This window comes from Pseudomonas sp. GM78 (assembly GCF_000282475.1).
Classification (GTDB): Bacteria; Pseudomonadota; Gammaproteobacteria; order Pseudomonadales; family Pseudomonadaceae; genus Aquipseudomonas.
In genome coordinates this window covers 23,173-45,715 of record NZ_AKJF01000066.1, presented here as the reverse complement: position 1 = coordinate 45,715, position 22,543 = coordinate 23,173, and the positions used below count along the sequence as shown (strand labels likewise).

20 protein-coding genes and 2 tRNA genes are annotated in these 22,543 nt (G+C 58.7%); 3 read left to right on the top strand and 19 right to left on the bottom strand.

The genetic code is table 11. The features are described from left to right. Positions 1–7: 7 nt before the first annotated feature. The 10 genes from nusA to rlmE all read right to left on the bottom strand — a co-directional run bounded on the left by nusA (position 8) and on the right by rlmE (position 8,591). Positions 8–1,489 carry a transcription termination factor NusA gene (gene nusA / locus PMI35_RS22055; RefSeq protein WP_008057419.1) on the bottom strand — a complete coding sequence of 494 codons (1,482 nt, stop codon included), beginning with the start codon at positions 1,487–1,489 and terminating at the stop codon, positions 8–10. 59 nt (positions 1,490–1,548) lie between these two features. Further along, positions 1,549–2,007 (bottom strand): ribosome maturation factor RimP, encoded by a 459-nt coding sequence (gene rimP, locus PMI35_RS22060; RefSeq protein WP_007915250.1) that lies wholly within the window; start codon positions 2,005–2,007, stop codon positions 1,549–1,551. Positions 2,008–2,145: 138 nt separating this feature from the next. After that, positions 2,146–2,222 (bottom strand) — tRNA-Met (locus PMI35_RS22065). Between the two features lie 97 nt (positions 2,223–2,319). After that, positions 2,320–2,405 (bottom strand) — tRNA-Leu (locus PMI35_RS22070). 22 nt (positions 2,406–2,427) lie between these two features. After that, the gene (gene secG / locus PMI35_RS0132430; protein WP_017336473.1) at positions 2,428–2,811 is read right to left on the bottom strand and encodes a preprotein translocase subunit SecG; all 384 of its coding nucleotides are present in this window, start codon (positions 2,809–2,811) and stop codon (positions 2,428–2,430) included. A gap of 4 nt (positions 2,812–2,815) precedes the next feature. After that, positions 2,816–3,571, bottom strand: a complete 756-nt coding sequence (tpiA, locus tag PMI35_RS22075; protein WP_008057415.1) for a triose-phosphate isomerase — start codon at positions 3,569–3,571, stop codon at positions 2,816–2,818. Between the two features lie 66 nt (positions 3,572–3,637). Continuing rightward, entirely contained in the window at positions 3,638–4,975 is a 1,338-nt protein-coding gene (glmM, locus tag PMI35_RS22080) for a phosphoglucosamine mutase (protein ID WP_008057414.1), read from the bottom strand. A gap of 15 nt (positions 4,976–4,990) precedes the next feature. After that, positions 4,991–5,842: a dihydropteroate synthase gene (folP, locus tag PMI35_RS22085; RefSeq protein WP_008057413.1), complete on the bottom strand. Its 852-nt coding sequence runs from the start codon at positions 5,840–5,842 to the stop codon at positions 4,991–4,993. Between the two features lie 8 nt (positions 5,843–5,850). After that, a complete protein-coding gene (gene ftsH, locus PMI35_RS22090; RefSeq protein ID WP_032831476.1) occupies positions 5,851–7,761 on the bottom strand; it encodes an ATP-dependent zinc metalloprotease FtsH in 1,911 nt (636 codons plus the stop codon). A 200-nt stretch (positions 7,762–7,961) separates the two neighbouring features. Further along, the gene (gene rlmE / locus PMI35_RS22095; protein ID WP_008057410.1) at positions 7,962–8,591 is read right to left on the bottom strand and encodes a 23S rRNA (uridine(2552)-2'-O)-methyltransferase RlmE; all 630 of its coding nucleotides are present in this window, start codon (positions 8,589–8,591) and stop codon (positions 7,962–7,964) included. A gap of 101 nt (positions 8,592–8,692) precedes the next feature. On the opposite strand from rlmE, the gene PMI35_RS22100 reads away from it, so the two are divergent. Continuing rightward, positions 8,693–9,001 carry a YhbY family RNA-binding protein gene (locus PMI35_RS22100; RefSeq protein WP_008057408.1) on the top strand — a complete coding sequence of 103 codons (309 nt, stop codon included), beginning with the start codon at positions 8,693–8,695 and terminating at the stop codon, positions 8,999–9,001. Between the two features lie 9 nt (positions 9,002–9,010). Here the strand turns inward: PMI35_RS22100 and PMI35_RS22105 are convergent, their stop codons facing one another. From PMI35_RS22105 to grpE, 8 genes are all read right to left on the bottom strand, one after another. After that, entirely contained in the window at positions 9,011–9,415 is a 405-nt protein-coding gene (locus PMI35_RS22105) for a hypothetical protein (RefSeq protein ID WP_008057405.1), read from the bottom strand. Positions 9,416–9,443: 28 nt separating this feature from the next. Further along, positions 9,444–9,920: a transcription elongation factor GreA gene (gene greA / locus PMI35_RS22110; RefSeq protein WP_032831479.1), complete on the bottom strand. Its 477-nt coding sequence runs from the start codon at positions 9,918–9,920 to the stop codon at positions 9,444–9,446. A 2-nt stretch (positions 9,921–9,922) separates the two neighbouring features. Then, on the bottom strand, positions 9,923–13,144 hold the full coding sequence (carB, locus tag PMI35_RS22115) for a carbamoyl-phosphate synthase large subunit (RefSeq protein WP_008057401.1): 3,222 nt from the start codon (positions 13,142–13,144) through the stop codon (positions 9,923–9,925). 118 nt (positions 13,145–13,262) lie between these two features. Beyond that, a complete protein-coding gene (gene carA / locus PMI35_RS22120) occupies positions 13,263–14,399 on the bottom strand; it encodes a glutamine-hydrolyzing carbamoyl-phosphate synthase small subunit (RefSeq protein ID WP_008057400.1) in 1,137 nt (378 codons plus the stop codon). A gap of 278 nt (positions 14,400–14,677) precedes the next feature. Beyond that, positions 14,678–15,481, bottom strand: coding sequence for a 4-hydroxy-tetrahydrodipicolinate reductase (dapB, locus tag PMI35_RS22125; protein WP_008057399.1), 804 nt, complete (start codon positions 15,479–15,481; stop codon positions 14,678–14,680). A gap of 10 nt (positions 15,482–15,491) precedes the next feature. Further along, entirely contained in the window at positions 15,492–16,616 is a 1,125-nt protein-coding gene (gene dnaJ, locus PMI35_RS22130) for a molecular chaperone DnaJ (RefSeq protein WP_008057397.1), read from the bottom strand. A gap of 296 nt (positions 16,617–16,912) precedes the next feature. Beyond that, entirely contained in the window at positions 16,913–18,829 is a 1,917-nt protein-coding gene (gene dnaK / locus PMI35_RS22135) for a molecular chaperone DnaK (RefSeq protein ID WP_008057394.1), read from the bottom strand. Between the two features lie 102 nt (positions 18,830–18,931). After that, positions 18,932–19,498 carry a nucleotide exchange factor GrpE gene (gene grpE / locus PMI35_RS22140; RefSeq protein WP_008057392.1) on the bottom strand — a complete coding sequence of 189 codons (567 nt, stop codon included), beginning with the start codon at positions 19,496–19,498 and terminating at the stop codon, positions 18,932–18,934. Positions 19,499–19,739: 241 nt separating this feature from the next. Here grpE and recN point away from each other — a divergent pair, with 241 nt between their 5' ends. Continuing rightward, positions 19,740–21,413, top strand: coding sequence for a DNA repair protein RecN (gene recN / locus PMI35_RS22145; protein ID WP_008057389.1), 1,674 nt, complete (start codon positions 19,740–19,742; stop codon positions 21,411–21,413). 75 nt (positions 21,414–21,488) lie between these two features. On the opposite strand, the gene fur is transcribed toward recN, so the two are convergent. Then, positions 21,489–21,893, bottom strand: coding sequence for a ferric iron uptake transcriptional regulator (gene fur, locus PMI35_RS22150; RefSeq protein ID WP_003197684.1), 405 nt, complete (start codon positions 21,891–21,893; stop codon positions 21,489–21,491). Positions 21,894–21,990: 97 nt separating this feature from the next. On the opposite strand from fur, the gene PMI35_RS22155 reads away from it, so the two are divergent. Beyond that, positions 21,991–22,518 carry an outer membrane protein assembly factor BamE gene (locus PMI35_RS22155; protein ID WP_008057387.1) on the top strand — a complete coding sequence of 176 codons (528 nt, stop codon included), beginning with the start codon at positions 21,991–21,993 and terminating at the stop codon, positions 22,516–22,518. The last annotated feature ends 25 nt before the right edge of the window (positions 22,519–22,543 follow it).

The window sequence follows — 22,543 nt, the reverse complement described above, 5'->3', positions numbered from 1 at the left end:
CGCCTAATTACTCGAACCAGTGGGCTCGGGCGGCCATGATCAACTTGCCGGCACGATCATCGTCAATGCCGTCGATGTCGAGCAGGTCGTCAATAGACTGCTCGGCCAGGTCTTCGCGGGTAATTACGCCGCGCACCGCCAGTTCCATCGCCAAATCCTTGTCCATACCCTCAAGCGAGAGCAGGTCTTCGGCCGGATGGGCGTCTGCCAGCTTTTCCTCAGTAGCGATGGCTTTGGTCAACAAACGATCCTTGGCACGAGCGCGAAGCTCGTTGACGGTATCTTCGTCAAAGCCGTCGATGTTGAGCATTTCTTCCAGCGGTACGTAGGCAATCTCTTCCAGGCTGGTAAAGCCTTCATCGACCAGCACCTGTGCCAGATCTTCGTCGACTTCCAGCTCGTCGATGAAGTTGCGCAGGATGTCGCCGGTTTCTGCTTGCTGCTTAGCCTGGATGTCCGATTCGGTCATCACGTTCAGGGTCCAGCCAGTCAACTGGCTGGCCAGACGCACGTTCTGACCACCACGACCGATGGCCTGAGCCAGATTGTCTGCGCCAACGGCGATGTCCATTGCATGGGCATCTTCGTCAACGATAATTGCCGCAACCTCGGCCGGGGACATGGCGTTGATCACGAACTGAGCCGGGTTGTCGTCCCACAGGACGATGTCCACACGCTCACCGCCCAACTCGCCCGACACTGCCTGGACGCGCGAACCGCGCATACCGATGCAAGCACCCTGCGGGTCGATGCGTTTGTCCTTGGAGCGTACGGCGATCTTGGCGCGCGAACCCGGATCACGGGACGCAGCCATCACTTCGATCAGGCCTTCGGCAATTTCCGGCACTTCGATGCGGAACAACTCGATCAGCATTTCCGGCGCGGTACGCGACAGGATCAGCTGCGGGCCGCGGTTCTCGGTGCGGATTTCCTTGAGCAGCGCACGCAAGCGCACGCCAACCCGGAAAGTTTCGCGAGAAATGATGTCTTCACGGGCCAGCAACGCTTCGGCGTTGTTGCCCAGATCGACGATCACGTTGTCGCGGGTAACTTTTTTCACGGTGCCGGAGATGATTTCACCCAGGCGCTCGCGGTAAGCGTCGACAACCTGGGCGCGCTCGGCTTCGCGAACCTTCTGCACGATGACTTGCTTGGCAGTCTGTGCAGCGATACGGCCGAATTCGATGGACTCGATCTTCTCTTCGACGACATCGCCAACTTTGGCACCAGGATGCGTTTCAGCAACCTTGCTCGGCCAGGTTTCGATGGCCGGATCGTCCAGGTCGGCTTCTTCGACGACCGTCCAGCGACGAAAAGTCTCGTAGGCACCGGTGTGGCGGTTGATTTCCACACGCAGATCGACTTCGTCCTCGAAACGCTTTTTGGTAGCCGTGGCCAGAGCGAGCTCCAGCGCTTCAAAAATTACGTTAGCCGGTACGCCCTTTTCATTGGATACCGACTCAACAACCAGCAGTACTTCTTTGCTCATCGTACGCCTCGCCTTTCGCAAGCCATTGGATCCGCGGGATCCGCAGTATCTGGCACGCCTCAGTCAAAACTGGGAATAATGTTGGCCTTGTCGATCATATCGATCGGCAACAGGAACTCATGGTCATCTACCTGCACCACGACGTCCTGCTCTTCTACACCGCGCAGAAGGCCCTGAAAGTTGCGTCGTCCTTCAAAAGGCGAGCGCAGCTTGATCTTCACTTGTTCACCGGCAAATTTTGCAAACTGCTCAAGAGTGAACAGCGGGCGTTCCATGCCTGGCGAGGAAACTTCGAGGGTGTATTCAACGGAGATTGGATCTTCAACATCCAGCACACCGCTGATCTGACGGCTGACGATGGCACAATCGTCCACCAGCACACCGCCCTCTTTATCAATATAAACGCGCAACATCGAGTGACGACCCTGAGCCGAAAACTCGATACCCCAGCATTCATAGCCTAGGGCCACGACCACCGGGGCCAGCAAGGCCTGCAACTCTTCTAGCTTGCTCGACACCTGAACCCCCTCGTGCATGTATGTGCATGCTATGCAAAATAAAAAAATGGGCGAAGCGCCCATCCTTGAAACGCCGTCGAACAGCGGCGTTGGAAGTGTCCAGCTAACAAAAAGCCCCTGAAAAGGGGCTCCTTAAACTGGTTGCGGGGGCCGGATTTGAACCGACGACCTTCGGGTTATGAGCCCGACGAGCTACCAGACTGCTCCACCCCGCGACAAAGCTGGGGCGGAAGTATACGACCGAACCCCGACGGGGTCAATGTAACCTTCCACCTGCAAGAAAGCCCGCAACAGCGGGCTCTCCTGACTAATTGGTACCGAGAAGGGGACTCGAACCCCTACACCCTATGGGCACAACCACCTCAAGGTTGCGTGTCTACCAATTCCACCACCTCGGCAATACTACGTTTGAAACCCTTCTTACTTCTGCTCTTGAGCTGGAGGTACGTCAGTCGCTGGAGTAGCCGACTTTTGCTCTTGAAGCACCGGGACATCATCAGAAGCCGGTTGTTGCTTTGGAACTTCCAACACTGCCGGATTTGGCAAACCTACTTGAGTCAGCTGGTGAGCTTTCTCTTTAGCAAAGTAACCTAACCCTAAGCTGGTTATGAAGAAACCTGCGGCAAGTATAGCAGTAAACTTACTAAGAAAGGTAGAGGAACCTTGGCTTCCGAACACAGTATTTGAAGCACCTGCTCCGAAAGACGCGCCAGCGTCCGCACCCTTACCCTGCTGCAGCAAAACCAGAGCTACTACGCCCAATGCACCCAGCAGATGAAAAACGACTACGACTGTTTCCAGCATTTTTTCAGTTTCCCGCGGCGCGACAAATCGCACCGAACTCATCTGCATTCAGGGAAGCCCCACCAATGAGGCCCCCATCGATATCCGGCATGCCGAACAGTTCGACCGCATTGGCCGCCTTCACGCTGCCGCCGTATAGAAGCCGCACACCTTGTGCGACTTCAGAATTCTCTGCCGCCAACTGCGCGCGAATGGCTGCGTGCACATCCTGCGCCTGTTGCGGTGAAGCAGTCAGCCCGGTGCCAATGGCCCAGACCGGCTCGTAAGCGATTACTGCCTTTGCAAACACATCGACGCCCAACGCTTCGATGATGCTGCCCAGCTGCTGCGAAACGACCTCAAGGGTCTTCCCGGCTTCACGCTGCTCAAGGGTCTCCCCTATGCACAACACCGGAACCAGGCCACTTGCCTGAGCCGCTGCAAACTTGCGAACCAGCACTTCGTCCTGCTCGCCCATTAACTGGCGGCGTTCGGAGTGCCCGACAAGTACCAGGGAACAACCTGCATCCACCAACTGACTTGGCGAGACCTCACCGGTCAGTGCGCCTTGTCCGGCTTCCACCGCAGCGTTCTGCGCGCCGATCGAAACCGGCTTTCCTTTCAAGCCATCAACCACTTGGCTGATATGCAACAAAGGCGGGAATACCGCTACTTCAACACCGCTCGGCAAGGCCAAGTCACGTAGGCCGTTGATCAGCTCAGCGACGCTGGCGCGGGTACCGTGCATCTTCCAGTTACCAGCTACCATAGGGCGACGCATGCTGTACCTCGTCGGTCAAAGTGGGCGCAGATGTTACCCAACACAATCGAGGCTGGCAAGCCGAAATCAGGCAGAAACTTCAGTAACCAGTTTTGCCAGCTCTTCGGCGTAGGCGCGAACCTGCTTTTCGTCTTCGCCTTCGACCATTACACGCACCAGCGGCTCTGTCCCGGACTTGCGCAACAGCACGCGCCCGCGACCCGCCATGGCCTGGGTGACACGCTCGCTGGCTTCCTTGACCGATGCATGCTCGAGCGGGTTTGCACCGCCACCGAAACGCACATTGATCAACACCTGCGGACACTTGCGCAAGGCCTGACGCGCCTCCGCCAGGCCCTGTGAACGAGTCTGCAGCGCCATCAGTACCTGCAGCGCAGCGATAATCGCGTCACCGGTGGTGGTGTGATTGAAGCACACGATATGCCCCGAGTTCTCGCCACCCACCAGCCAGTTGCGCTCCAGCAGATCGGCGATCACATAACGGTCACCAACGTTGGCACGCACAAAGGGAATCGCCAGGTCCGCCAGGGCGAGCTCCAGCCCCAGGTTACTCATCAATGTACCGACCACACCGCCTTGCAGCTTGCCCTGCTCATGCAGATCGCGAGCAATGATGTACAGCAGCTCGTCGCCATCGACGATGGCACCGGTGTGATCAACCATCAGTACCCGATCGCCGTCACCGTCGAACGCGATACCCAGGTCCGCCTGCTCGGCCAACACAGCAGCCTGCAGCTGGCCCATGTGGGTCGAACCGCAGTTGTCGTTTATGTTCAGGCCATTGGGATGCGCGGACAGGACCACGACCTCGGCGCCCAGCTCGCGGAACACGCTCGGCGCCACCTTGTACGTGGCACCGTGGGCGCAGTCGATGACGATTTTCAGACCGGAGAAGCTGGTGCCGGTCGGCACGCTGCTCTTGCAGAATTCGATATAGCGACCAGAGGCGTCGTTGATTCGCGAGACCTTGCCGATCTTGCTCGACTCAACCACGGTCATGGGGGTGTCGAGCAGCTCTTCGATCATGTGCTCGATTTCATCGGGAAGCTTGGTGCCCTTCCCGGAGAAAAACTTGATGCCATTGTCGTCATGGGGATTGTGCGAAGCACTGATCACGATGCCGGCCTCAGCATGAAAGGTACGCGTCAGGTAGGCGATGGCCGGCGTCGGCATCGGGCCCAGGAGCATCACGTCGGCACCCGCCGACGTCAGCCCGGCCTCGAGTGCCGATTCGAACATGTACCCGGAAATCCGCGTGTCCTTGCCGACCAACACCTTGCACGCGCCCATCTTGCGGAACGCCATGCCGGCAGCCCAGCCCAGCTTAAGCATGAAGTCAGGGGTGATCGGATACACGCCGACCCGACCGCGAATGCCGTCGGTGCCAAAATATTTTTTAGTCATAAGTACTCCATATTCTTATTCGGCTGATTCCACTGCGGTGATCATTTTCACCACATCAACTGTTTCAGCTACGTCATGGACACGCAATATACGCGCGCCCTTGTGCGATGCCAGCGCCGCGAGGGCAAGGCCGCCATACAGGCGCTCCCCGACGGGCCGGTTCAACGCCTGGCCGATCATGCTCTTTCGCGACACCCCAACCAACAACGGGCGCCCCAAGGCATGCAAGGCCTCCATGTGCTTGAACAAGCTTAGATTGTGCTGCAGGTTTTTTGCGAAGCCAAAACCCGGATCGAGAATGATCCGGTCAGCCGTAATCCCCACCGCTGCGCATTGAGCCATGCGCTCGGCAAGAAAATCGCCCACCTCTTGGGTGACATCCTGGTAGTGCGGATTGTCCTGCATGTCACCCGGCTCACCGAGCATATGCATCAGGCAAACGGGCAAGCCGGTAGCCGCCGCTGCATCCAGCGCACCCTCGCGGCGCAACGAACGCACGTCGTTGATCAGGCCCGCCCCCAGTCGCGCCGCTTCGCGCATGACGGCGGGGGTGGAGGTATCAACCGAGATGATTACATCCAGCTCACGGTGGATCCGCTCGACGATCGGCGCCACGCGCTCGAGCTCTTCGAGCGGTGAAACCGCCCTGGCGCCCGGGCGCGTGGACTCGCCGCCGACATCGATCAATGTGGCGCCAGCCGCGACCATGGCTTGCGCATGGCGCAACGCCGCATCGAGCTGGCTGAATTTTCCACCATCGGAGAAAGAGTCGGGAGTGACATTGAGAATGCCCATGACATGCGTCTGGGCCAAATCAAGAACCCGGTTGCCGCAAGGCAACCGGGTCGAGGACTGAACAAAAGTCATTTCAAACCTTAAACGTCAGCAGCGGGACCGCCGATAGGTGTTTCCGGACGTTCACCCTGAACTGCTGGAGGCGTACCGGATGTACCGGTGCCACCAGACCAGTCGCGAGGCTCGCGAGGTGTGCGCCCAGCCATGATGTCGTCGATCTGCTCGGCATCGATGGTTTCATACTTCATCAGGGCATCGGCCATGGCGTCGAGCTTGTCACGGTTGTCCGTGAGGATCTGCTTGGCGGTGCCGTAGCACTGGTCGATGATGCTGCGCACCTCGGAGTCGATCAGCTTGGCTGTCTCACCGGAGAAACTTGCAGCCTGGCCACCGCCGCCGCGACCGAGGAACACTTCACCTTCCTCTTCAGCGTACATCAGCGGACCGAGTTTTTCGGAAAGACCCCACTTGGTCACCATGTTCCGTGCAATCTGGCTGGCACGCATGATGTCGTTGGACGCACCGGTGGTGACGCCATCGAAGCCCAGGGTCATTTCTTCAGCGATACGACCACCGTAGAGCGAGCAGATCTGGCTGATCAGCGCGCGCTTGGACAGGCTGTAGCGATCTTCTTCCGGGAGGAACATGGTCACGCCCAGCGCACGACCGCGCGGGATGATCGAGACCTTGTACACCGGATCATGCTCAGGCACGACGCGGCCGACAATGGCGTGGCCAGCTTCGTGATAAGCGGTGTTCTGCTTCTCTTTCTCGGACATGACCATGGATTTGCGCTCGGCGCCCATCATGATCTTGTCCTTGGCCAGTTCGAACTCTTTCATTTCGACGATGCGCTTGCCGGCACGGGCAGCGAACAATGACGCCTCGTTGACCAGGTTGGCCAGGTCGGCACCGGAGAAACCAGGCGTACCACGAGCGATCACCGCCGGGGCGACGTCGTCACCCATTGGCACTTTACGCATGTGGACCTTGAGAATCTGTTCGCGACCACGGATATCCGGCAGACCGACCACGACCTGACGGTCGAAACGGCCCGGACGCAGCAGCGCAGGGTCCAGTACGTCTGGACGGTTGGTCGCGGCGATCACGATGATACCGTCGTTCATTTCGAAACCGTCCATCTCCACCAGCAACTGGTTGAGAGTCTGCTCGCGTTCGTCGTGACCACCGCCCATGCCAGCACCACGGTGGCGACCGACGGCGTCGATTTCATCGATGAAGATGATGCATGGCGCGTGTTTCTTGGCCTGTTCGAACATATCGCGAACACGACTGGCACCGACACCGACGAACATCTCGACGAAATCGGAACCGGAAATGGTAAAGAAAGGCACTTTGGCTTCGCCGGCAATCGCCTTGGCCAGCAGGGTCTTACCGGTACCCGGAGGACCGACCATCAGCACACCGCGAGGAATGCGGCCACCCAGGCGCTGGAACTTGCCCGGATCACGCAGGAACTCGACCAGTTCACCGACTTCTTCCTTGGCTTCGTCGCAACCGGCAACGTCCGCCAGGGTGGTTTTCACCTGATCTTCGGAGAGCAGGCGCGCCTTGCTCTTGCCGAAGCTCATCGGCCCGCCCTTGCCACCGGCACCGCCCTGCATCTGCCGCATGAAGAACATGAACACGGCGATGATCACCAGGATCGGGAAGCTCGCGACCAGGAGCTGGGTCCAGATGCTTTGCTGTTCAGGCTGCTTGCCTTCGACCACGACATGGTTGTCCACGAGGTCGCCGATCAGGCCATTGTCCTGGATCGCCGGACGAATGGTCTTGAAGCTGTCGCCATCGTTGCGTTTGCCGGTAATCACGTAGCCATCAACCGCCACGCGCTCGACCTTGCCATCCTTGACCTGCTGGATGAAGTCGGAATAGTTGAGGGTCTGCGGCTCGTTAGGGCTGGAGAAGTTGTTCATCACTGTCACCAGGACAGCCGCGATGATCAACCACAGGATCAGATTCTTTGCCATATCGTTCAATTAACTACCCTCTGAAGCAAGCGCCGCTGTTGGCGCACGCTTCGCATGATATTCACCGGCCTAACTTACTACATTACCTACAACTCTGGCAGGCGCCGTCTGTAACCCTTTGTGAAACACTTCCTACACAATATTCGCAATTTCCCACAGGGCGAAATACGAAATTCCTATCGCCCCGCAAAAAACTCGCTTTATTCACTCCGACCGCGGTAGCCCCAAGCCAGCATGTATTGCTCGCGGGAACTGCCACGGGAGGAGTCCGGCTTGATCATCTGGACCTTGTCGAATTTCTGACGAGCGTCCTTCACGTAAGCATCAAAGCCTTCACCCTGAAACACCTTGATCACGAAATTACCGCCCGGCTTGAGTATCCGGGCCGCCAGATCAAGCGCCAGCTCGCAAAGAAACATGGCTTTGGGCATATCTACGGCAGGCGTACCACTCATATTGGGGGCCATATCGGAAATCACAAGGTCCACCGGCGAATTACCCACGGCGTCCAGGATCTGAGCGAGCACTTCGTCCTGGGTGAAGTCACCCTGGATGAAAGTCACGTCCGGAATGCTGTCCATTTCCAGGATGTCCGAGGCGATCAGGCGCCCCTGCCCACCGATCAGCCGGCTAGTGACCTGCGACCAGCCACCGGGCGCCGCCCCCAGGTCGACAACGGTCATACCCGGACGGATCAGCTTGTATTTCTCCTGGACCTCCAGAAGCTTGTAACTCGCACGCGAGCGGTAGCCATCCTTCTGCGCCTGCTTCACATAGGGATCATTGACATGTCTTTTCAGCCAACCAAGGCTTGTCTTGGAACGCGCCATTGGGCACCTCGATGATAAGGGTCGTGATTAGTTGGGCGGATCCACGAACCCTCGGGTAAAATGGCCGCCATTTTACAGAATCCAGACGAAAGGGTCAGATTATGCCGCTCACTCAAGAGCAGAAGAAACAGTACAAATCCATTGGCCACCATCTGAAACCAGTATTGATTGTGGCTGACAACGGTTTGACTGAAGGTGTGTTAGCCGAACTTGAACGCGCTTTGGCGGATCACGAGCTGATCAAGATCAAGCTCAACATCCTCGATCGCGAATCGCGCCTGGCAAACATTGCCGAGCTGTGCAAGGTTGGCAAAGCGGATCTGGTTCAGGTCATCGGCAAGATGGCACTGATTTACCGCAAGAACTTCAGCGTCAACAAGCAGCTGTCGAACGTCCATCGCTTCAAGTGATGACAAGGGTCAAGGGTGTGCTTCGCGCACCCTGCCACTCCATCCGGGCACCGGTTGCATGACCAGTACCAGCCCCGAAAATCCCAGGACCAGATAGCTGAACACCTGCCAGCGCTGAGCATTCGGCCAGCCGATACCCACGACGACAAACATCGCACAGGCGCACAACGCGATCAGCAGCACCTGCCCACGAAAATCCCGCCATAGACTGGCAAGGCCATTGGCCTGTACCAGCACCAAAGCCTGAAAGATCACGCAGACGGCGGCAAACCCCACCACCACAGTCTCGAACATGCCGGCGATCTCATCGATCAGCAACGGTGCCAGGCCAATTCGACCCAACACCGGCTGCAAACCGAGATGCACCAGCCACAGGCCGCCGACCCACAACATCTGGGCCAGCTGCCAGAGCATGGCGCCCGCATTCAGCGGGCGCCTCGCTTCAGATGTGACGGACTTCGACAATCTCGTACTCGATAACGCCACCAGGCGTTTTGACGACGACCACATCACCCTCTTCCTTGCCGATCAAGGCTCGAGCCAAAGGTGAGCCGACCGAAATCTTGCCGAGTTTGAAGTCAGCCTCATCCTCACCCACGATGTGGTAAGTGACGCTTTCATCAGTCTCGACATTGGCGATTTCGACGGTTGTGCCGAAGATAACCTTGCCAGTGTGAGGAATGGTCGTGACGTCGATGATGACCTGATTCTGAATCCGGCCTTCGATGTCACGAATCCGCGCCTCGACCATACCCTGCTGCTCTCGGGCAGCGTGGTATTCGGCGTTTTCCTTCAAGTCACCCAACTCGCGGGCCGTACCGATGTCTTGGCTGAGCTTCGGACGAACGACCTTGGTCAGGTGAGCATGTTCTTCTTCCAGGGCGCGAGCGCCCTGAACGGTCATCGGGTACTTCGTTATGCTCATGCCTTCAATCCTGCGTGTAGATCCTGCAAGCGGCGCACGGTCTTCTCGGGACCGAACTTCAGCGCTTCGCAGATCGCTTCGCCAGCAGCAATGGTGGTGGTGCAGTAGATCTTGTGCTGCAGGGCATTGCGACGAATGGAATAGGAGTCAGCGATCGACTGACGGCCTTCGGTGGTGTTGATGATCAGGGTGACTTCGTCATTCTTGATCATGTCGACTACGTGCGGACGCCCTTCGGTCACCTTGTTCACGCGGCGCACTTTCAGGCCTGCGGCTTCGATCAGCTTGGCAGTACCGGCAGTGGCAACCACTTCAAAGCCCAAGTTGATCAGATCACGGGCCACGCCTGCAACCAGTGGCTTGTCATCATCACGCACGCTGATGAACGCAGTACCGCCGGTCGGCAGCACTTCGCTGGCGCCCATCTGGGCCTTGGCGAATGCTTCACCGAAGGTGTCGCCCACGCCCATCACTTCACCCGTCGATTTCATCTCTGGGCCGAGGATCGGGTCAACGCCAGGGAATTTGGCGAACGGGAACACCGCCTCTTTCACGCTGTAGAAGTTCGGGATGATTTCCTTGGTGAAACCCAGCTCTTTCAGGGTTTTACCAGCCATTACTCGCGCTGCGATCATCGCCAGGGAAACACCGATGCACTTGGACACGAACGGTACGGTACGCGAGGCGCGCGGGTTGACTTCGATGACGTAGATGTCTTCGCCTTGCAGCGCCAACTGTACGTTCATCAGGCCGACCACGCCCAGTTCAAGGGCCATTTTCTTGACCTGTTCGCGCATCTCGTCCTGGATGTGCGCTGGCAGCGAGTACGGCGGCAGCGAGCACGCGGAGTCACCGGAGTGAACGCCGGCCTGCTCGATGTGCTGCATGATCGCGCCGATCACCACGTCTTTACCGTCGCAGACCGCATCCACGTCCATTTCGATGGCGCAGTTGAGGAAGTGGTCCAGCAGCACCGGGCTGTCGTTGGACACTTGAACCGCTTCACGCAGGTAGCGCTTGAGTTCTTCTTCTTCGTAGACGATTTCCATCGCACGACCGCCCAGTACATAGGACGGACGCACCACCAGCGGGTAACCGATTTTCGCGGCGGCACGAATCGCTTCGTCTTCGCTGCGCACGGTGGCGTTGGGCGGCTGACGCAGGTTCAGGCGCTGGACCATTTGCTGGAAGCGCTCGCGGTCTTCTGCACGGTCGATGGCGTCAGGGCTGGTGCCGATGATCGGCACGCCGGCGGCTTCCAGGGCACGAGCCAGCTTCAGCGGGGTCTGGCCACCGTACTGGACGATCACGCCTTTTGGCTTCTCTACGCGAACGATTTCCAGCACGTCTTCCAGGGTCACTGGCTCGAAGTACAGGCGATCGGAGGTGTCGTAGTCGGTGGAAACGGTTTCCGGGTTGCAGTTGACCATGATGGTCTCGTAACCGTCATCGCGCAGGGCCAGCGCCGCGTGTACGCAGCAGTAGTCGAACTCGATGCCCTGGCCGATACGGTTAGGACCGCCACCCAGGATCATGATCTTGTCGCGGCCCGACGGCGCGGCTTCGCACTCTTCTTCGTACGTCGAGTACAGGTATGCGGTATCGGTGGCGAACTCGGCGGCGCAGGTGTCGACGCGCTTGTAGACCGGGAAGATGTCCAACTTGTGACGGTGAGCACGCAGGCTCTTCTCGGTCACACCCAGCAGCTTGGCCAGGCGCATGTCGGAGAAGCCCTTGCGCTTGAGGCGGAACATCAGGTCGCGATCGATGCTGGTCAGCCCCAGGGTCTTGACCTTCTCTTCGTCCTTGATCAGATCTTCCATCTGCACCAGGAACCACGGATCGATCATGGTCATGCCGAAGATATCTTCAACGCTCATGCCGGCGCGCATCGCGTCCGCCACGTACCAGATACGCTCGGCGCCCGGCACGGTCAGCTCGCGCTTGAGGACGCTCATGCTTTCCGGATTGCTCAGGTCAACCTTCTCGTCCAGACCGCAAACGCCCACTTCCAGGCCGCGCAGGGCTTTCTGCAGGGATTCCTGGAAGGTACGGCCGATGGCCATGACTTCACCGACCGACTTCATCTGAGTAGTCAGGCGCGCGTCAGCCTTGGCGAATTTCTCGAAGGCGAAACGTGGCAGCTTGGTGACGACGTAGTCGATGGACGGCTCGAAGGACGCCGGGGTCTTGCCGCCGGTGATGTCGTTCGACAGTTCGTCCAGGGTGTAGCCCACAGCCAGTTTGGCCGCGACCTTGGCGATCGGGAAACCGGTGGCTTTCGAAGCCAGTGCCGAGGAACGGGATACTCGCGGGTTCATTTCGATCACGACCATGCGGCCGGTGTTCGGGCAGATGCCGAACTGCACGTTCGAACCGCCGGTTTCCACGCCGATCTCACGCAGTACCGCCAGGGAGGCGTTACGCAGGATCTGGTATTCCTTGTCGGTCAGGGTCTGAGCCGGCGCCACGGTGATCGAGTCACCGGTGTGCACGCCCATCGGGTCAAAGTTTTCGATGGAGCAGACGATGATGCAGTTGTCCTTTTTGTCACGGACAACTTCCATTTCATATTCTTTCCAGCCGATCAGCGATTCGTCGATCAGCAGCTCTTTGGTCGGCGACAAGTCCAGACCACGGGCGCAGATTTCTTCAAACTCTTCACGGTTGTACGCGATACCGCCGCCGGTGCCGCCCATGGTGAAGGACGGACGGATAATGCACGGGAAGCCCAGCTTCTCGAGGACCGCATTGGCCTCTTCCATGCTGTGGGCGATGCCGGAACGCGGGCACGCCAGGCCGATGGATTTCATCGCCTTGTCGAAGCGCGAACGGTCTTCAGCCTTGTCGATGGTGTCGGCGTTGGCACCGATCATTTCTACGCCGAACTTCTCCAGGACGCCTTCGCGCTCCAGGTCCAGGGCGCAGTTCAGCGCGGTCTGGCCACCCATGGTTGGCAGCAGTGCGTCTGGACGCTCTTTCTCGATGATCTTGGCAACGGTCTGCCACTTGATCGGCTCGATGTAGGTGGCGTCGGCCATGGCCGGGTCGGTCATGATGGTGGCCGGGTTGGAGTTCACCAGGATGACGCGGTAGCCCTCTTCGCGCAGGGCTTTGCAGGCCTGGGCGCCGGAGTAGTCGAATTCGCAGGCCTGGCCGATCACGATCGGGCCAGCGCCGAGAATCAGGATGCTTTTAATGTCTGTACGTTTTGGCATGGGTTTGTCACTCAAATCCGCAGGTCAGTCGGCAAGCCGTCTTGTTCAATCTGTGAAGACTTGAGGGGGTCGCCGATCTCGGGACCGCCCTCAAGCTTTGCAACATCAAGGCGAGCGATCAGCGTCGCTTGGCCATCTCGTTGATGAAGCGATCGAACAGAGGTGCTACGTCGTTCGGGCCAGGGCTGGCTTCAGGGTGACCCTGGAAGCTGAAGGCGCTCTTGTCGGTACGCTCGATACCTTGCAGGGTGCCGTCGAACAGCGATTTGTGAATCGCGCGAACGTTGGCAGGCAGGGTCGCTTCGTCTACCGCGAAACCGTGGTTCTGGCTGGTGATCATCACAACGCCAGAGTCCAGGTCCTGAACAGGGTGGTTGGCACCGTGGTGGCCGTGACCCATTTTCAGGGTCTTGGCGCCGGAGGCCAGGGCCAGCAGTTGGTGACCGAGGCAGATACCGAATACCGGGATTTCGGTTTCCAGCACGTCCTTGATCGCCTGGATCGCGTAGTCGCAAGGCTCCGGATCGCCAGGGCCGTTGGACAGGAACACGCCGTCCGGCTTCAGGGCCAGCGCTTCGGCGGCAGGCGTCTGTGCAGGCACCACGGTCACGCGGCAACCACGCTCGACCAGCATGCGCAGGATGTTCACCTTGACGCCGTAGTCGTAGGCGACCACATGGTATGGAAGCTCGGAGGCTTCGATGGTCGCGTGGCTGTCGGTTTTCAGATCCCAGACAGTCGAACGCCACTCGTATTTCTCAGTGGTGCTGACGACTTTTGCCAGGTCCATGCCCTTCAAGCCAGGGAAGCCCTGAGCAGCGGCGATGGCGGCTTCTTCGGAAATGTTGTCACCGGCCATGATGCAGCCGTTCTGCGCGCCTTTTTCACGCAGGATGCGCGTCAGGCGGCGGGTGTCGATACCAGCGATGGCCACAACGTTGTTGGCCTTCAGGTAGTCGGACAGGGACATCGTGTTACGCCAGTTGCTCGCCACCAGTGGCAGGTCACGGATGACCAGGCCAGCGGACCAGACGCGATTGGATTCGGCGTCTTCCGGCGTGGTGCCGGTGTTACCGATGTGCGGGTAAGTCAGGGTAACGATTTGTTGGGCGTAGGAAGGATCGGTAAGGATTTCCTGATAGCCGGTCATTGCGGTGTTGAACACCACCTCACCAACGGTTTGACCGTCGGCTCCAATGGCTTCGCCGCGAAAAATGCTGCCATCAGCAAGGGCGAGTATGGCTGGCTTAGTCAAGAAGACCTCCCGTAAATAAAGCCTGAAAGGGCGATCGCAGGTTGTAAAAAAGCGGAGTGACGTATGGACACGTCACCCCGCTTCTTCACTGAATTATTCTGCGCGCTTTTAGTGGACACACTAAAGCTGTAGCTTACAGAAAAAGGCATTTTTGGTCTACCGCCAATGAGCCTTAAAGGCTGGAGAATGCGACAGGACGTCGCTTGGCGGGGTAAAACCGGGCTCAACCGCTGCGCGCGAGCCCGATTTCGGGTGCATCTTAACGCAGGTCGAGCACGTTAACGCAGGTCGAGCACGTCTTGCATGTCGTAAAGACCGGCTTCACGTCCGTCGAGCCACAAAGCAGCACGTACCGCACCCTTGGCGAAGGTCATGCGACTGGAGGCCTTGTGAGTGATCTCGACACGCTCACCGTCAGCGGCGAACAGTACGGTGTGATCACCCACGATGTCACCAGCGCGTACCGTGGCAAAACCGATGGTCTCGCGCTCGCGAGCACCGGTCTGGCCCTCACGACCGTAAACCGCGACCTTCTTCAGGTCGCGACCCAGGGCATCGGCAATCACTTCACCCATGCGCACGGCCGTACCGGACGGCGCATCGACTTTATGCCGATGGTGAGCTTCGGTGATCTCGATATCGACATCGTCACCCAGCACGCGAGCGGCGGTGTCGAGCAGCTTCAGGCACAGGTTTACACCGACGCTGAAGTTGGCTGCGAAGACGATCGGGATATCCTTGCCCGCCTCTGCCAGCAACTGCTTCTCTTCAACACTGAAGCCGGTAGTGCCGATGATCATCGCCTTGTTGTGCTTGCGGCAGAAGGCGAGGTTTTTCAGGGTCACCGTCGGATGGGTGAAGTCGATCAGCACGTCGAATTCATCGACCACACGATCCAGATCCCCCGACAACGGCACGCCGATGCGACCGATAGCCGCCAGCTCACCGGCGTCCGCGCCGACCAGCGTACTGTCAGGACGATCCACTGCCGCCGTCAGGCCGGCACCCGGTGCCTGCTGCACGGCTTCGATCAGGGTCTTGCCCATGCGCCCGGCGGCGCCCATCACAGCTATACGTCGCATGCCTGTCTCCTTACAAATCGCCGAAGAAGCGCTTCACGCCTTCGAACCAGCCCGTGGTTTTCGGGGAATGACTGTTGTCGTCCGCCAGGGAGTTGCGGAACTCCTCCAGCATTTCACGCTGACGACGGCTCAGGTTGACCGGCGTCTCGACTGCCACCCGGCACATCAAGTCACCCGCACCGCCGCCACGCACAGGCGCAACGCCCTTACCACGCACGCGGAACTGCTTGCCGGTCTGAGTCCCCTCAGGGATCTTCAGCTTGACCCGGCCATCAAGGGTCGGAATCTCCAGCTCGCCACCCAGCGCCGCATCGACGAAGCTGATTGGCACTTCACAGAACAGATGCTTGCCGTCACGCTGGAAGATCGAGTGCTCGCGCACGTTGATCACCACGTACAGATCGCCGGTCGGCCCGCCCTGGGCACCCGCCTCGCCCTCGCCCGACAGGCGAATGCGGTCACCGGTATCGACACCGGCCGGCACTTTGACCGACAGGGTCTTGTACTCTTCGACACGACCTTCGCCATGGCAAGAGTCGCAAGGGTCGGAAATGATCTTGCCCTGGCCATGGCAACGCGGGCAAGTTTGCTGCACCGAGAAGAAGCCTTGTTGCATGCGCACCTGGCCAATACCGCCGCAGGTCGGGCAGGTCACCGGCGAGGAGCCTTTCTTGGCACCCGAGCCGTCGCACGGCTTGCAGTTGACCAATGTCGGAACGCGGATATTCACGCTGGTGCCGCGCACCGCTTCTTCCAGGTTCAGTTCCAGGGTGTAGCGCAAGTCGCTGCCACGCTGGGCGCCGCCACGGGAACCACCGCGACCGCCACCGAAGAAGTCGCTGAAGACATCACCAAAGATGTCCGAGAAGTTCTGACCGCCGAAACCGGCACCGCCGCCACCCATGCTCGGGTCGACACCGGCATGGCCATACTGGTCGTACGCCGCACGCTTGCTGGAGTCGGAGAGCACTTCGTAGGCCTCGTTGGCCTCCTTGAACATCTCTTCCGATGCCTTGTCATCAGGATTACGGTCCGGGTGGTGTTTCATCGCCAGGCGACGGTAGGCCTTTTTCAGGTCTGCCTCGCTTGAGCCTCGTTCAACACCCAATACTTCGTAATAGTCACGCTTTGCCATAAGTCTCTGCACTCTTGAGGACGTTCGACAAACCTCTCCTGAGCCTCGTCAAACTCGTTGAGCCCCAATACAGGCCCGGACCCAACTCACGTCAATTCAACGATCCTGGTCTTTGTTTCGATGTGGCACTTTCGGCTCGGAAAGCAGGAGCATTCCCGACCATGCCGCAACACGCGAACGCTGTCGCATGCTGTAAAAATTCGCTAACTCCAGACACGCCAACGCGGGAGCAAGCTCCCGCGCGGCGACATCCTACCAGTCACCGCCGCAAGGCAGTCAACCGGCCGACCAACAACTTACTTGTGGTCTTTTACTTCTTCGAACTCAGCGTCGACAACGTCGTCAGCCTTTTCCGCCTTGTCGTCGTGCGGTGCCGCGCCTTCAGCAGGCTGAGCCTGTTCGGCGTACATCTTCTGCGCCACTGGAGCAGAGACCTTCGACAGCTCTTCAACCTTGGCTTCGATAGCAGCCTTGTCGTCGCCTTTTACAGCGGCCTCCAGGGCAACCACGGCAGCTTCGATCGCAGTCTTCTCTTCAGCGCTTACCTTGTCGCCAGCGTCAGCGACCATTTTGCGCGTCGAGTGAACCAGTGCATCGCCTTGGTTGCGGGCAGCGGCCAGCTCTTCGAACTTGCGGTCTTCCTCGGCGTTGGCCTCGGCATCACGCACCATGCGCTCGATCTCTTCGTCGGACAGACCGGAGTTGGCCTTGATCACGATCGACTGAGTCTTGCCGGTGGCCTTGTCCTTGGCGCCTACGTGCAGGATGCCGTTGGCGTCGATGTCGAAAGTCACTTCGATTTGTGGCACGCCACGTGGTGCTGGTGGAATCTCGGCCAGGTCGAACTTGCCCAGGGACTTGTTCTGTGCAGCCTGCTTACGCTCACCTTGCAGCACGTGAATGGTCACGGCGCCCTGGTTGTCATCGGCAGTCGAGAACACTTGCGATTTCTTGGTAGGAATCGTGGTGTTTTTCTCGATCAGCGCGGTCATCACGCCACCCATGGTTTCGATACCCAGGGTCAGCGGGCTGACGTCCAGCAGCAGAACGTCTTTCACGTCACCGGCCAGAACGGCACCCTGGATCGCAGCACCTACGGCAACGGCTTCGTCCGGGTTCACGTCCTTGCGAGGCTCTTTACCGAAGAACTCGGTCACCAGCTTCTGAACCAGCGGCATACGGGTCTGACCGCCAACCAGGATCACGTCATTGATCTTGGCGACATCGATACCGGCATCTTTCATGGCGATGCGGCAAGGCTCGATGGTGCGTTGAACCAGGTCTTCCACCAGCGCTTCCAGCTTGGCGCGGGAGATTTTCACGTTCAGGTGCTTAGGACCGGTGGCGTCTGCAGTGATGTACGGCAGGTTCACGTCGGTCGACTGAGCGGACGACAGCTCGATCTTGGCTTTTTCAGCGGCTTCTTTCAGGCGCTGCATCGCCAGCGGATCACCCTTGAGGTTCATGCCGCTTTCTTTCTTGAACTCGTCGACGAGGTAGTCGATCAGACGAATGTCGAAGTCCTCACCACCCAGGAAGGTGTCGCCGTTGGTGGCCAACACTTCGAACTGGTGCTCGCCATCGACTTCGGCGATTTCGATCACGGAAACGTCGAAAGTACCACCACCCAGGTCATAAACGATCACGGTGTGGTCGCCCTTGGCCTTGTCCATGCCGTATGCCAGAGCGGCCGCGGTTGGTTCGTTGATGATACGTTTTACGTCCAGGCCCGCGATGCGGCCGGCGTCCTTGGTCGCTTGACGCTGGCTGTCGTTGAAGTAGGCCGGAACGGTGATCACCGCTTCAGTCACAGGCTCGCCGAGGTAGTCTTCGGCGGTCTTCTTCATTTTCTTCAGGATTTCAGCCGAGATTTGTGGCGGTGCCATTTTCTGGCCGTTCACTTCAACCCAGGCGTCATTGTTGTCAGCCTTGACGATCTTGTAAGGGACCATCTGGATGTCTTTCTGTACCACTTCTTCATCGAAGCGACGACCGATCAGACGCTTTACCGCGTACAGGGTGTTGTGCGGGTTGGTCACCGCCTGACGCTTGGCCGACTGGCCAACCAGGATTTCACCGTCGTTGGCGTAAGCGATGATCGACGGCGTGGTGCGCGCGCCTTCGGCGTTTTCAATAACTTTGGCGGTGCCGTTTTCCAGCACGGAGACGCAGGAGTTGGTAGTCCCCAGGTCGATACCGATAATTTTGCCCATGTTCACTCTCCCGAAACTTTGGATTTGGTTGCCGCAGCAGTGGTGGCTAACTGCGGTAGCACTTAAACGCTTGACTTCTAAATGGGGGCCTTGCGGCTAATTTCAAGCCTGCTCGTCAATCGAAGGCGAAACAGCTGCCGGCGCCTTGCTGACCACGACCATTGCCGGGCGCAGCAGGCGACCATTGAGCTCATAGCCCTTCTGGAACACCTTGAGCACGCTGTTGGGCTCGACGTCAGCGCTTTCCTGCATGGCCATCGCCTGATGCTTGACCGCATTGAACGGTTCGCCGTGCGGATCGATCGTTTCCAGCTGATAACGCTTCAGGGTGTCCTGGAACATTTTCAGGGTCAGCTCGATACCTTCGCGCATTGGACGGATGTTTTCGTCTTCCGCGCTGGACAACTCCAGGCCTCGCTCCAGGCTGTCGATGATCGGCAGCAGGTCGCCGGCGAATTTTTCCAGGGCGAACTTGTGAGCCTTTTCTACATCCTGCTCGGCGCGACGGCGGACGTTCTGCAGATCGGCGGCTACACGCAAAGCCTGATCCTGCGCACCTGCCAGCTGCTCTTCGAGCACTTGTACACGAGCCACCAGGTCATCACCCGAAGCCTGGGGAGCCTGATCGGCGTCTAGATTTTGCGTATCCACTGTCTGTTCGTCAGCCATAGAATTCTCCTTTCAATATCGTCCGCGAGCCTGACTCGCGCTTCTGCCCAGGTATATGGGGCCGCAAAATCCGGCTTCAAGGGGCAACCAAACATTAACCCTACAAAAAACAGCTGCATTGTCATGCCCCTCAGTACTAAGGATTTCGTCGGATCAAGCAAATCGAGCTAACGAGGGGCATTGTCAGCCGCAAATAAAACACTGTATAAATAACCAGACCTAAAGCCTGGGAGCGGCCTTTATGCTGGTGCACCTGTCCGTACATAACTACGCCATCGTTGAACATCTCGACCTGGAACTCGATCGAGGCATGAGCGTGATCACAGGGGAAACCGGCGCCGGCAAGTCGATCATGCTCGACGCCCTGGGCCTGACCCTTGGCGATCGGGCCGACAGTGGCGTGGTCCGCCCCGGGGCGGACAAGGCCGACATCCTGGCCACCTTCGACCTGGCCGATATTCCGGAAGCCGGTGCCTGGCTGGCCGAACGCGACCTCGAGAACGAAGGCCCGTGCATCCTGCGCCGGGTCATCACCGCCGAAGGTCGCTCGCGCGGCTACATCAACGGCACGCCCTGCCCGCTGGGCGACCTCAAGGCGCTGGGCGAACTGTTGATCGACATCCACAGCCAGCACGAACACCAGTCCCTGCTCAAGACCGATACCCATCGCCGCCTGCTCGACGAATACGCTGGCGCCACGGACCTTGCCCGCCAGGTACAGCTTGCTGCCCAGCGCTGGCGCCAGACCCACCAGGAGCTTGAGCGACTGTCCAACTCCGGCGATGAGCAGCGCGCTCGCCATCAGTTGCTCAGCTATCAGCTTGAAGAGCTGGAAAACCTTGGCCTTGGCGACAACGAGCTGGAACAGTTGGAGCAGGAACACAAGAACCTGACAAACGCGGAAACCTTGCTGGGTATCTGTCAGCAAGTGGTCGAACAATGCAGCGAGAGTGATTCCGGAAATGTCCTGAACGCCCTGACTGCAAGCCTTAATCGCCTGTCGAGCGTGAACAACTCGATTGGCGCGCTCGGTGAAGCCAGCAGCTTGCTGACCAGCGCGCAGATCCAGGTTGAAGAAGCCGTGGGTGAGCTGAACCGCTTCCTGGATAACTTCGACGCAGACCCGGCGCGCCTTCAATACCTGGAAGAACGCCTCGATGCGATCTACACCATGGCGCGCAAGCACCGCATCCAGCCGACCGAGGTCGCCGAGATGCAGCAGCGGTTACTGGATGAAATCGAAACCCTGAACGCCAACGATGAATCCATCGAGCGACTGAGTGATGAGCTGGCGTCTTATGCCCGTCATTATCAGGAGAAGGCTCGAGAGTTGAGCGACCTGCGCCACCAAGCCTCCAGCAGCCTGGCCAGCGCGGTGGAACAGGAGATCCAGCGCCTGGGCATGCCCGGCGGGCGCTTTGCCATCGAACTGCGACCGAACAGCAGCAAAGAATTGCTTCCGAACGGACTCGAACAGGTAGAACTGCTGGTCAGCGCCAACCCGGGGCAGCCATTAAAGGCATTGGCGAAGGTGGCATCGGGCGGTGAACTGTCGCGTATCAGCCTGGCGATCCAGGTGATCACCGCGCAAACGTCCCGCGTCCCGACCCTGGTGTTCGACGAAGTAGACGTAGGCATCGGTGGCCCCACCGCCGAAATCGTTGGCCAGTTGCTGCGCCGGCTTGGCGAACGCGGGCAGGTCCTGACGGTCACGCACCTACCACAAGTGGCCGCACAAGGGCATCAGCACCTGTTCGTGCACAAGGTACGCGGCGAAGATGCCACTCGCACGGCCGTCTCCAAATTGAGCAAGAACGATCGCGTAGAAGAAGTAGCGCGGATGCTGGGCGGGATCGATCTCACCAAGGAATCCCTGGCCCACGCGAAAAAAATGGTCGTTACCGCAAAAATCTAGCCACGACAGAAAGCACGAAGGCGACCCTGGGGTCGCCTTCGTTCGTTTCGCGAACCCTGGGTTCGCGCGACATGCTTACTTTTTCTTGCGCACGTACAACACAAGATTGTGATCAACCATCTCGAAGCCATACTTGTCGACGATGGCTTTCTGCAGGCGCTCGATTTCTTCGTCGAAGAATTCGATCACTTCGCTGGTTTCGACGTTGACCATATGGTCGTGATGCTTGCCATCGTCCAGTTCGAAGACCGCATGGCCTCCGTCGAAGTTGTGCCGCACCACAAGTCCAGCTGCCTCGAACTGGGTCAGTACACGGTAAACCGTGGCCAGACCGACGTCCTCGCCAGCCTCCATCAATGCCTTATAGACATCCTCGGCACTCATGTGGCGCTGCTCGGCAGAGTCGAGCATTTGCAGAATCTTGACCCGTGGCAGGGTCACTTTGAGGCCGGCTTTGCGTAGTTCGCTATTTTCAACCATGGTCAGCTTTCTCGCGATGCTGCTTCGCAGCTTCTCTTAATGCGGGTATGATCGGCGTTTACGTTGTCCCAGCCAAGATAGTGGAAGTCGCCCACCGATGCAAAACACCAAGCTCTTGCTAACCAGTTTCACCTTTGTGGGACTGCTCGCACTCGCCGGTTGTTCATTCCCCGGGGTTTACAAAATCGACATCCAGCAGGGCAATGTCGTCACGCAGGACATGATAGACCAGTTACGCCCGGGAATGACCCGTAAGCAAGTAAGGTTTATCATGGGCAACCCCCTGCTGACTGATACGTTCCATGCCGATCGCTGGGATTATCTGTATAGCCTGCAACCGGGTGGCGGTGAACGCCAACAGGAACGCATTAGCGTTATCTTCAACCCAAATGACCAGCTTGTCAGCCTGTCTGGCGATTTCATGCCCGGCGTGAGCCGCGATGAGGCCATTCTGGGCAAGGACACTGGCACCACCGTCACCGCGCCGGCAGAGCAGGTCGAGCAGCCGAAGCCGGAAAAACCGGTCAAGCCTGGCTCATTGCTCGATCAGATCCAAAAGGAAGTGGACGGTGTCGAAACTGTGCCAGTCCCGACTCCAGAACCCCTGGACACCTCGCCGCAATAATTTGCGACGTAAAAAAACCCGGCAT

Bases quoted from the DNA above. Each gene is read 5' to 3' on its own strand.
- nusA (WP_008057419.1), bottom strand. From the start codon at position 1,489: ATGAGCAAAGAAGTACTGCTGGTTGTTGAGTCGGTATCCAATGAAAAG.
- secG (WP_017336473.1), bottom strand. From the start codon at position 2,811: ATGCTGGAAACAGTCGTAGTCGTTTTTCATCTGCTGGGTGCATTGGGC.
- tpiA (WP_008057415.1), bottom strand. From the start codon at position 3,571: ATGCGTCGCCCTATGGTAGCTGGTAACTGGAAGATGCACGGTACCCGC.
- glmM (WP_008057414.1), bottom strand. From the start codon at position 4,975: ATGACTAAAAAATATTTTGGCACCGACGGCATTCGCGGTCGGGTCGGC.
- folP (WP_008057413.1), bottom strand. From the start codon at position 5,842: ATGACTTTTGTTCAGTCCTCGACCCGGTTGCCTTGCGGCAACCGGGTT.
- ftsH (WP_032831476.1), bottom strand. From the start codon at position 7,761: ATGGCAAAGAATCTGATCCTGTGGTTGATCATCGCGGCTGTCCTGGTG.
- rlmE (WP_008057410.1), bottom strand. From the start codon at position 8,591: ATGGCGCGTTCCAAGACAAGCCTTGGTTGGCTGAAAAGACATGTCAAT.
- PMI35_RS22100 (WP_008057408.1), top strand. From the start codon at position 8,693: ATGCCGCTCACTCAAGAGCAGAAGAAACAGTACAAATCCATTGGCCAC.
- PMI35_RS22105 (WP_008057405.1), bottom strand. From the start codon at position 9,415: ATGCTCTGGCAGCTGGCCCAGATGTTGTGGGTCGGCGGCCTGTGGCTG.
- carB (WP_008057401.1), bottom strand. From the start codon at position 13,144: ATGCCAAAACGTACAGACATTAAAAGCATCCTGATTCTCGGCGCTGGC.
- dapB (WP_008057399.1), bottom strand. From the start codon at position 15,481: ATGCGACGTATAGCTGTGATGGGCGCCGCCGGGCGCATGGGCAAGACC.
- dnaJ (WP_008057397.1), bottom strand. From the start codon at position 16,616: ATGGCAAAGCGTGACTATTACGAAGTATTGGGTGTTGAACGAGGCTCA.
- dnaK (WP_008057394.1), bottom strand. From the start codon at position 18,829: ATGGGCAAAATTATCGGTATCGACCTGGGGACTACCAACTCCTGCGTC.
- grpE (WP_008057392.1), bottom strand. From the start codon at position 19,498: ATGGCTGACGAACAGACAGTGGATACGCAAAATCTAGACGCCGATCAG.
- recN (WP_008057389.1), top strand. From the start codon at position 19,740: ATGCTGGTGCACCTGTCCGTACATAACTACGCCATCGTTGAACATCTC.
- fur (WP_003197684.1), bottom strand. From the start codon at position 21,893: ATGGTTGAAAATAGCGAACTACGCAAAGCCGGCCTCAAAGTGACCCTG.
- PMI35_RS22155 (WP_008057387.1), top strand. From the start codon at position 21,991: ATGCAAAACACCAAGCTCTTGCTAACCAGTTTCACCTTTGTGGGACTG.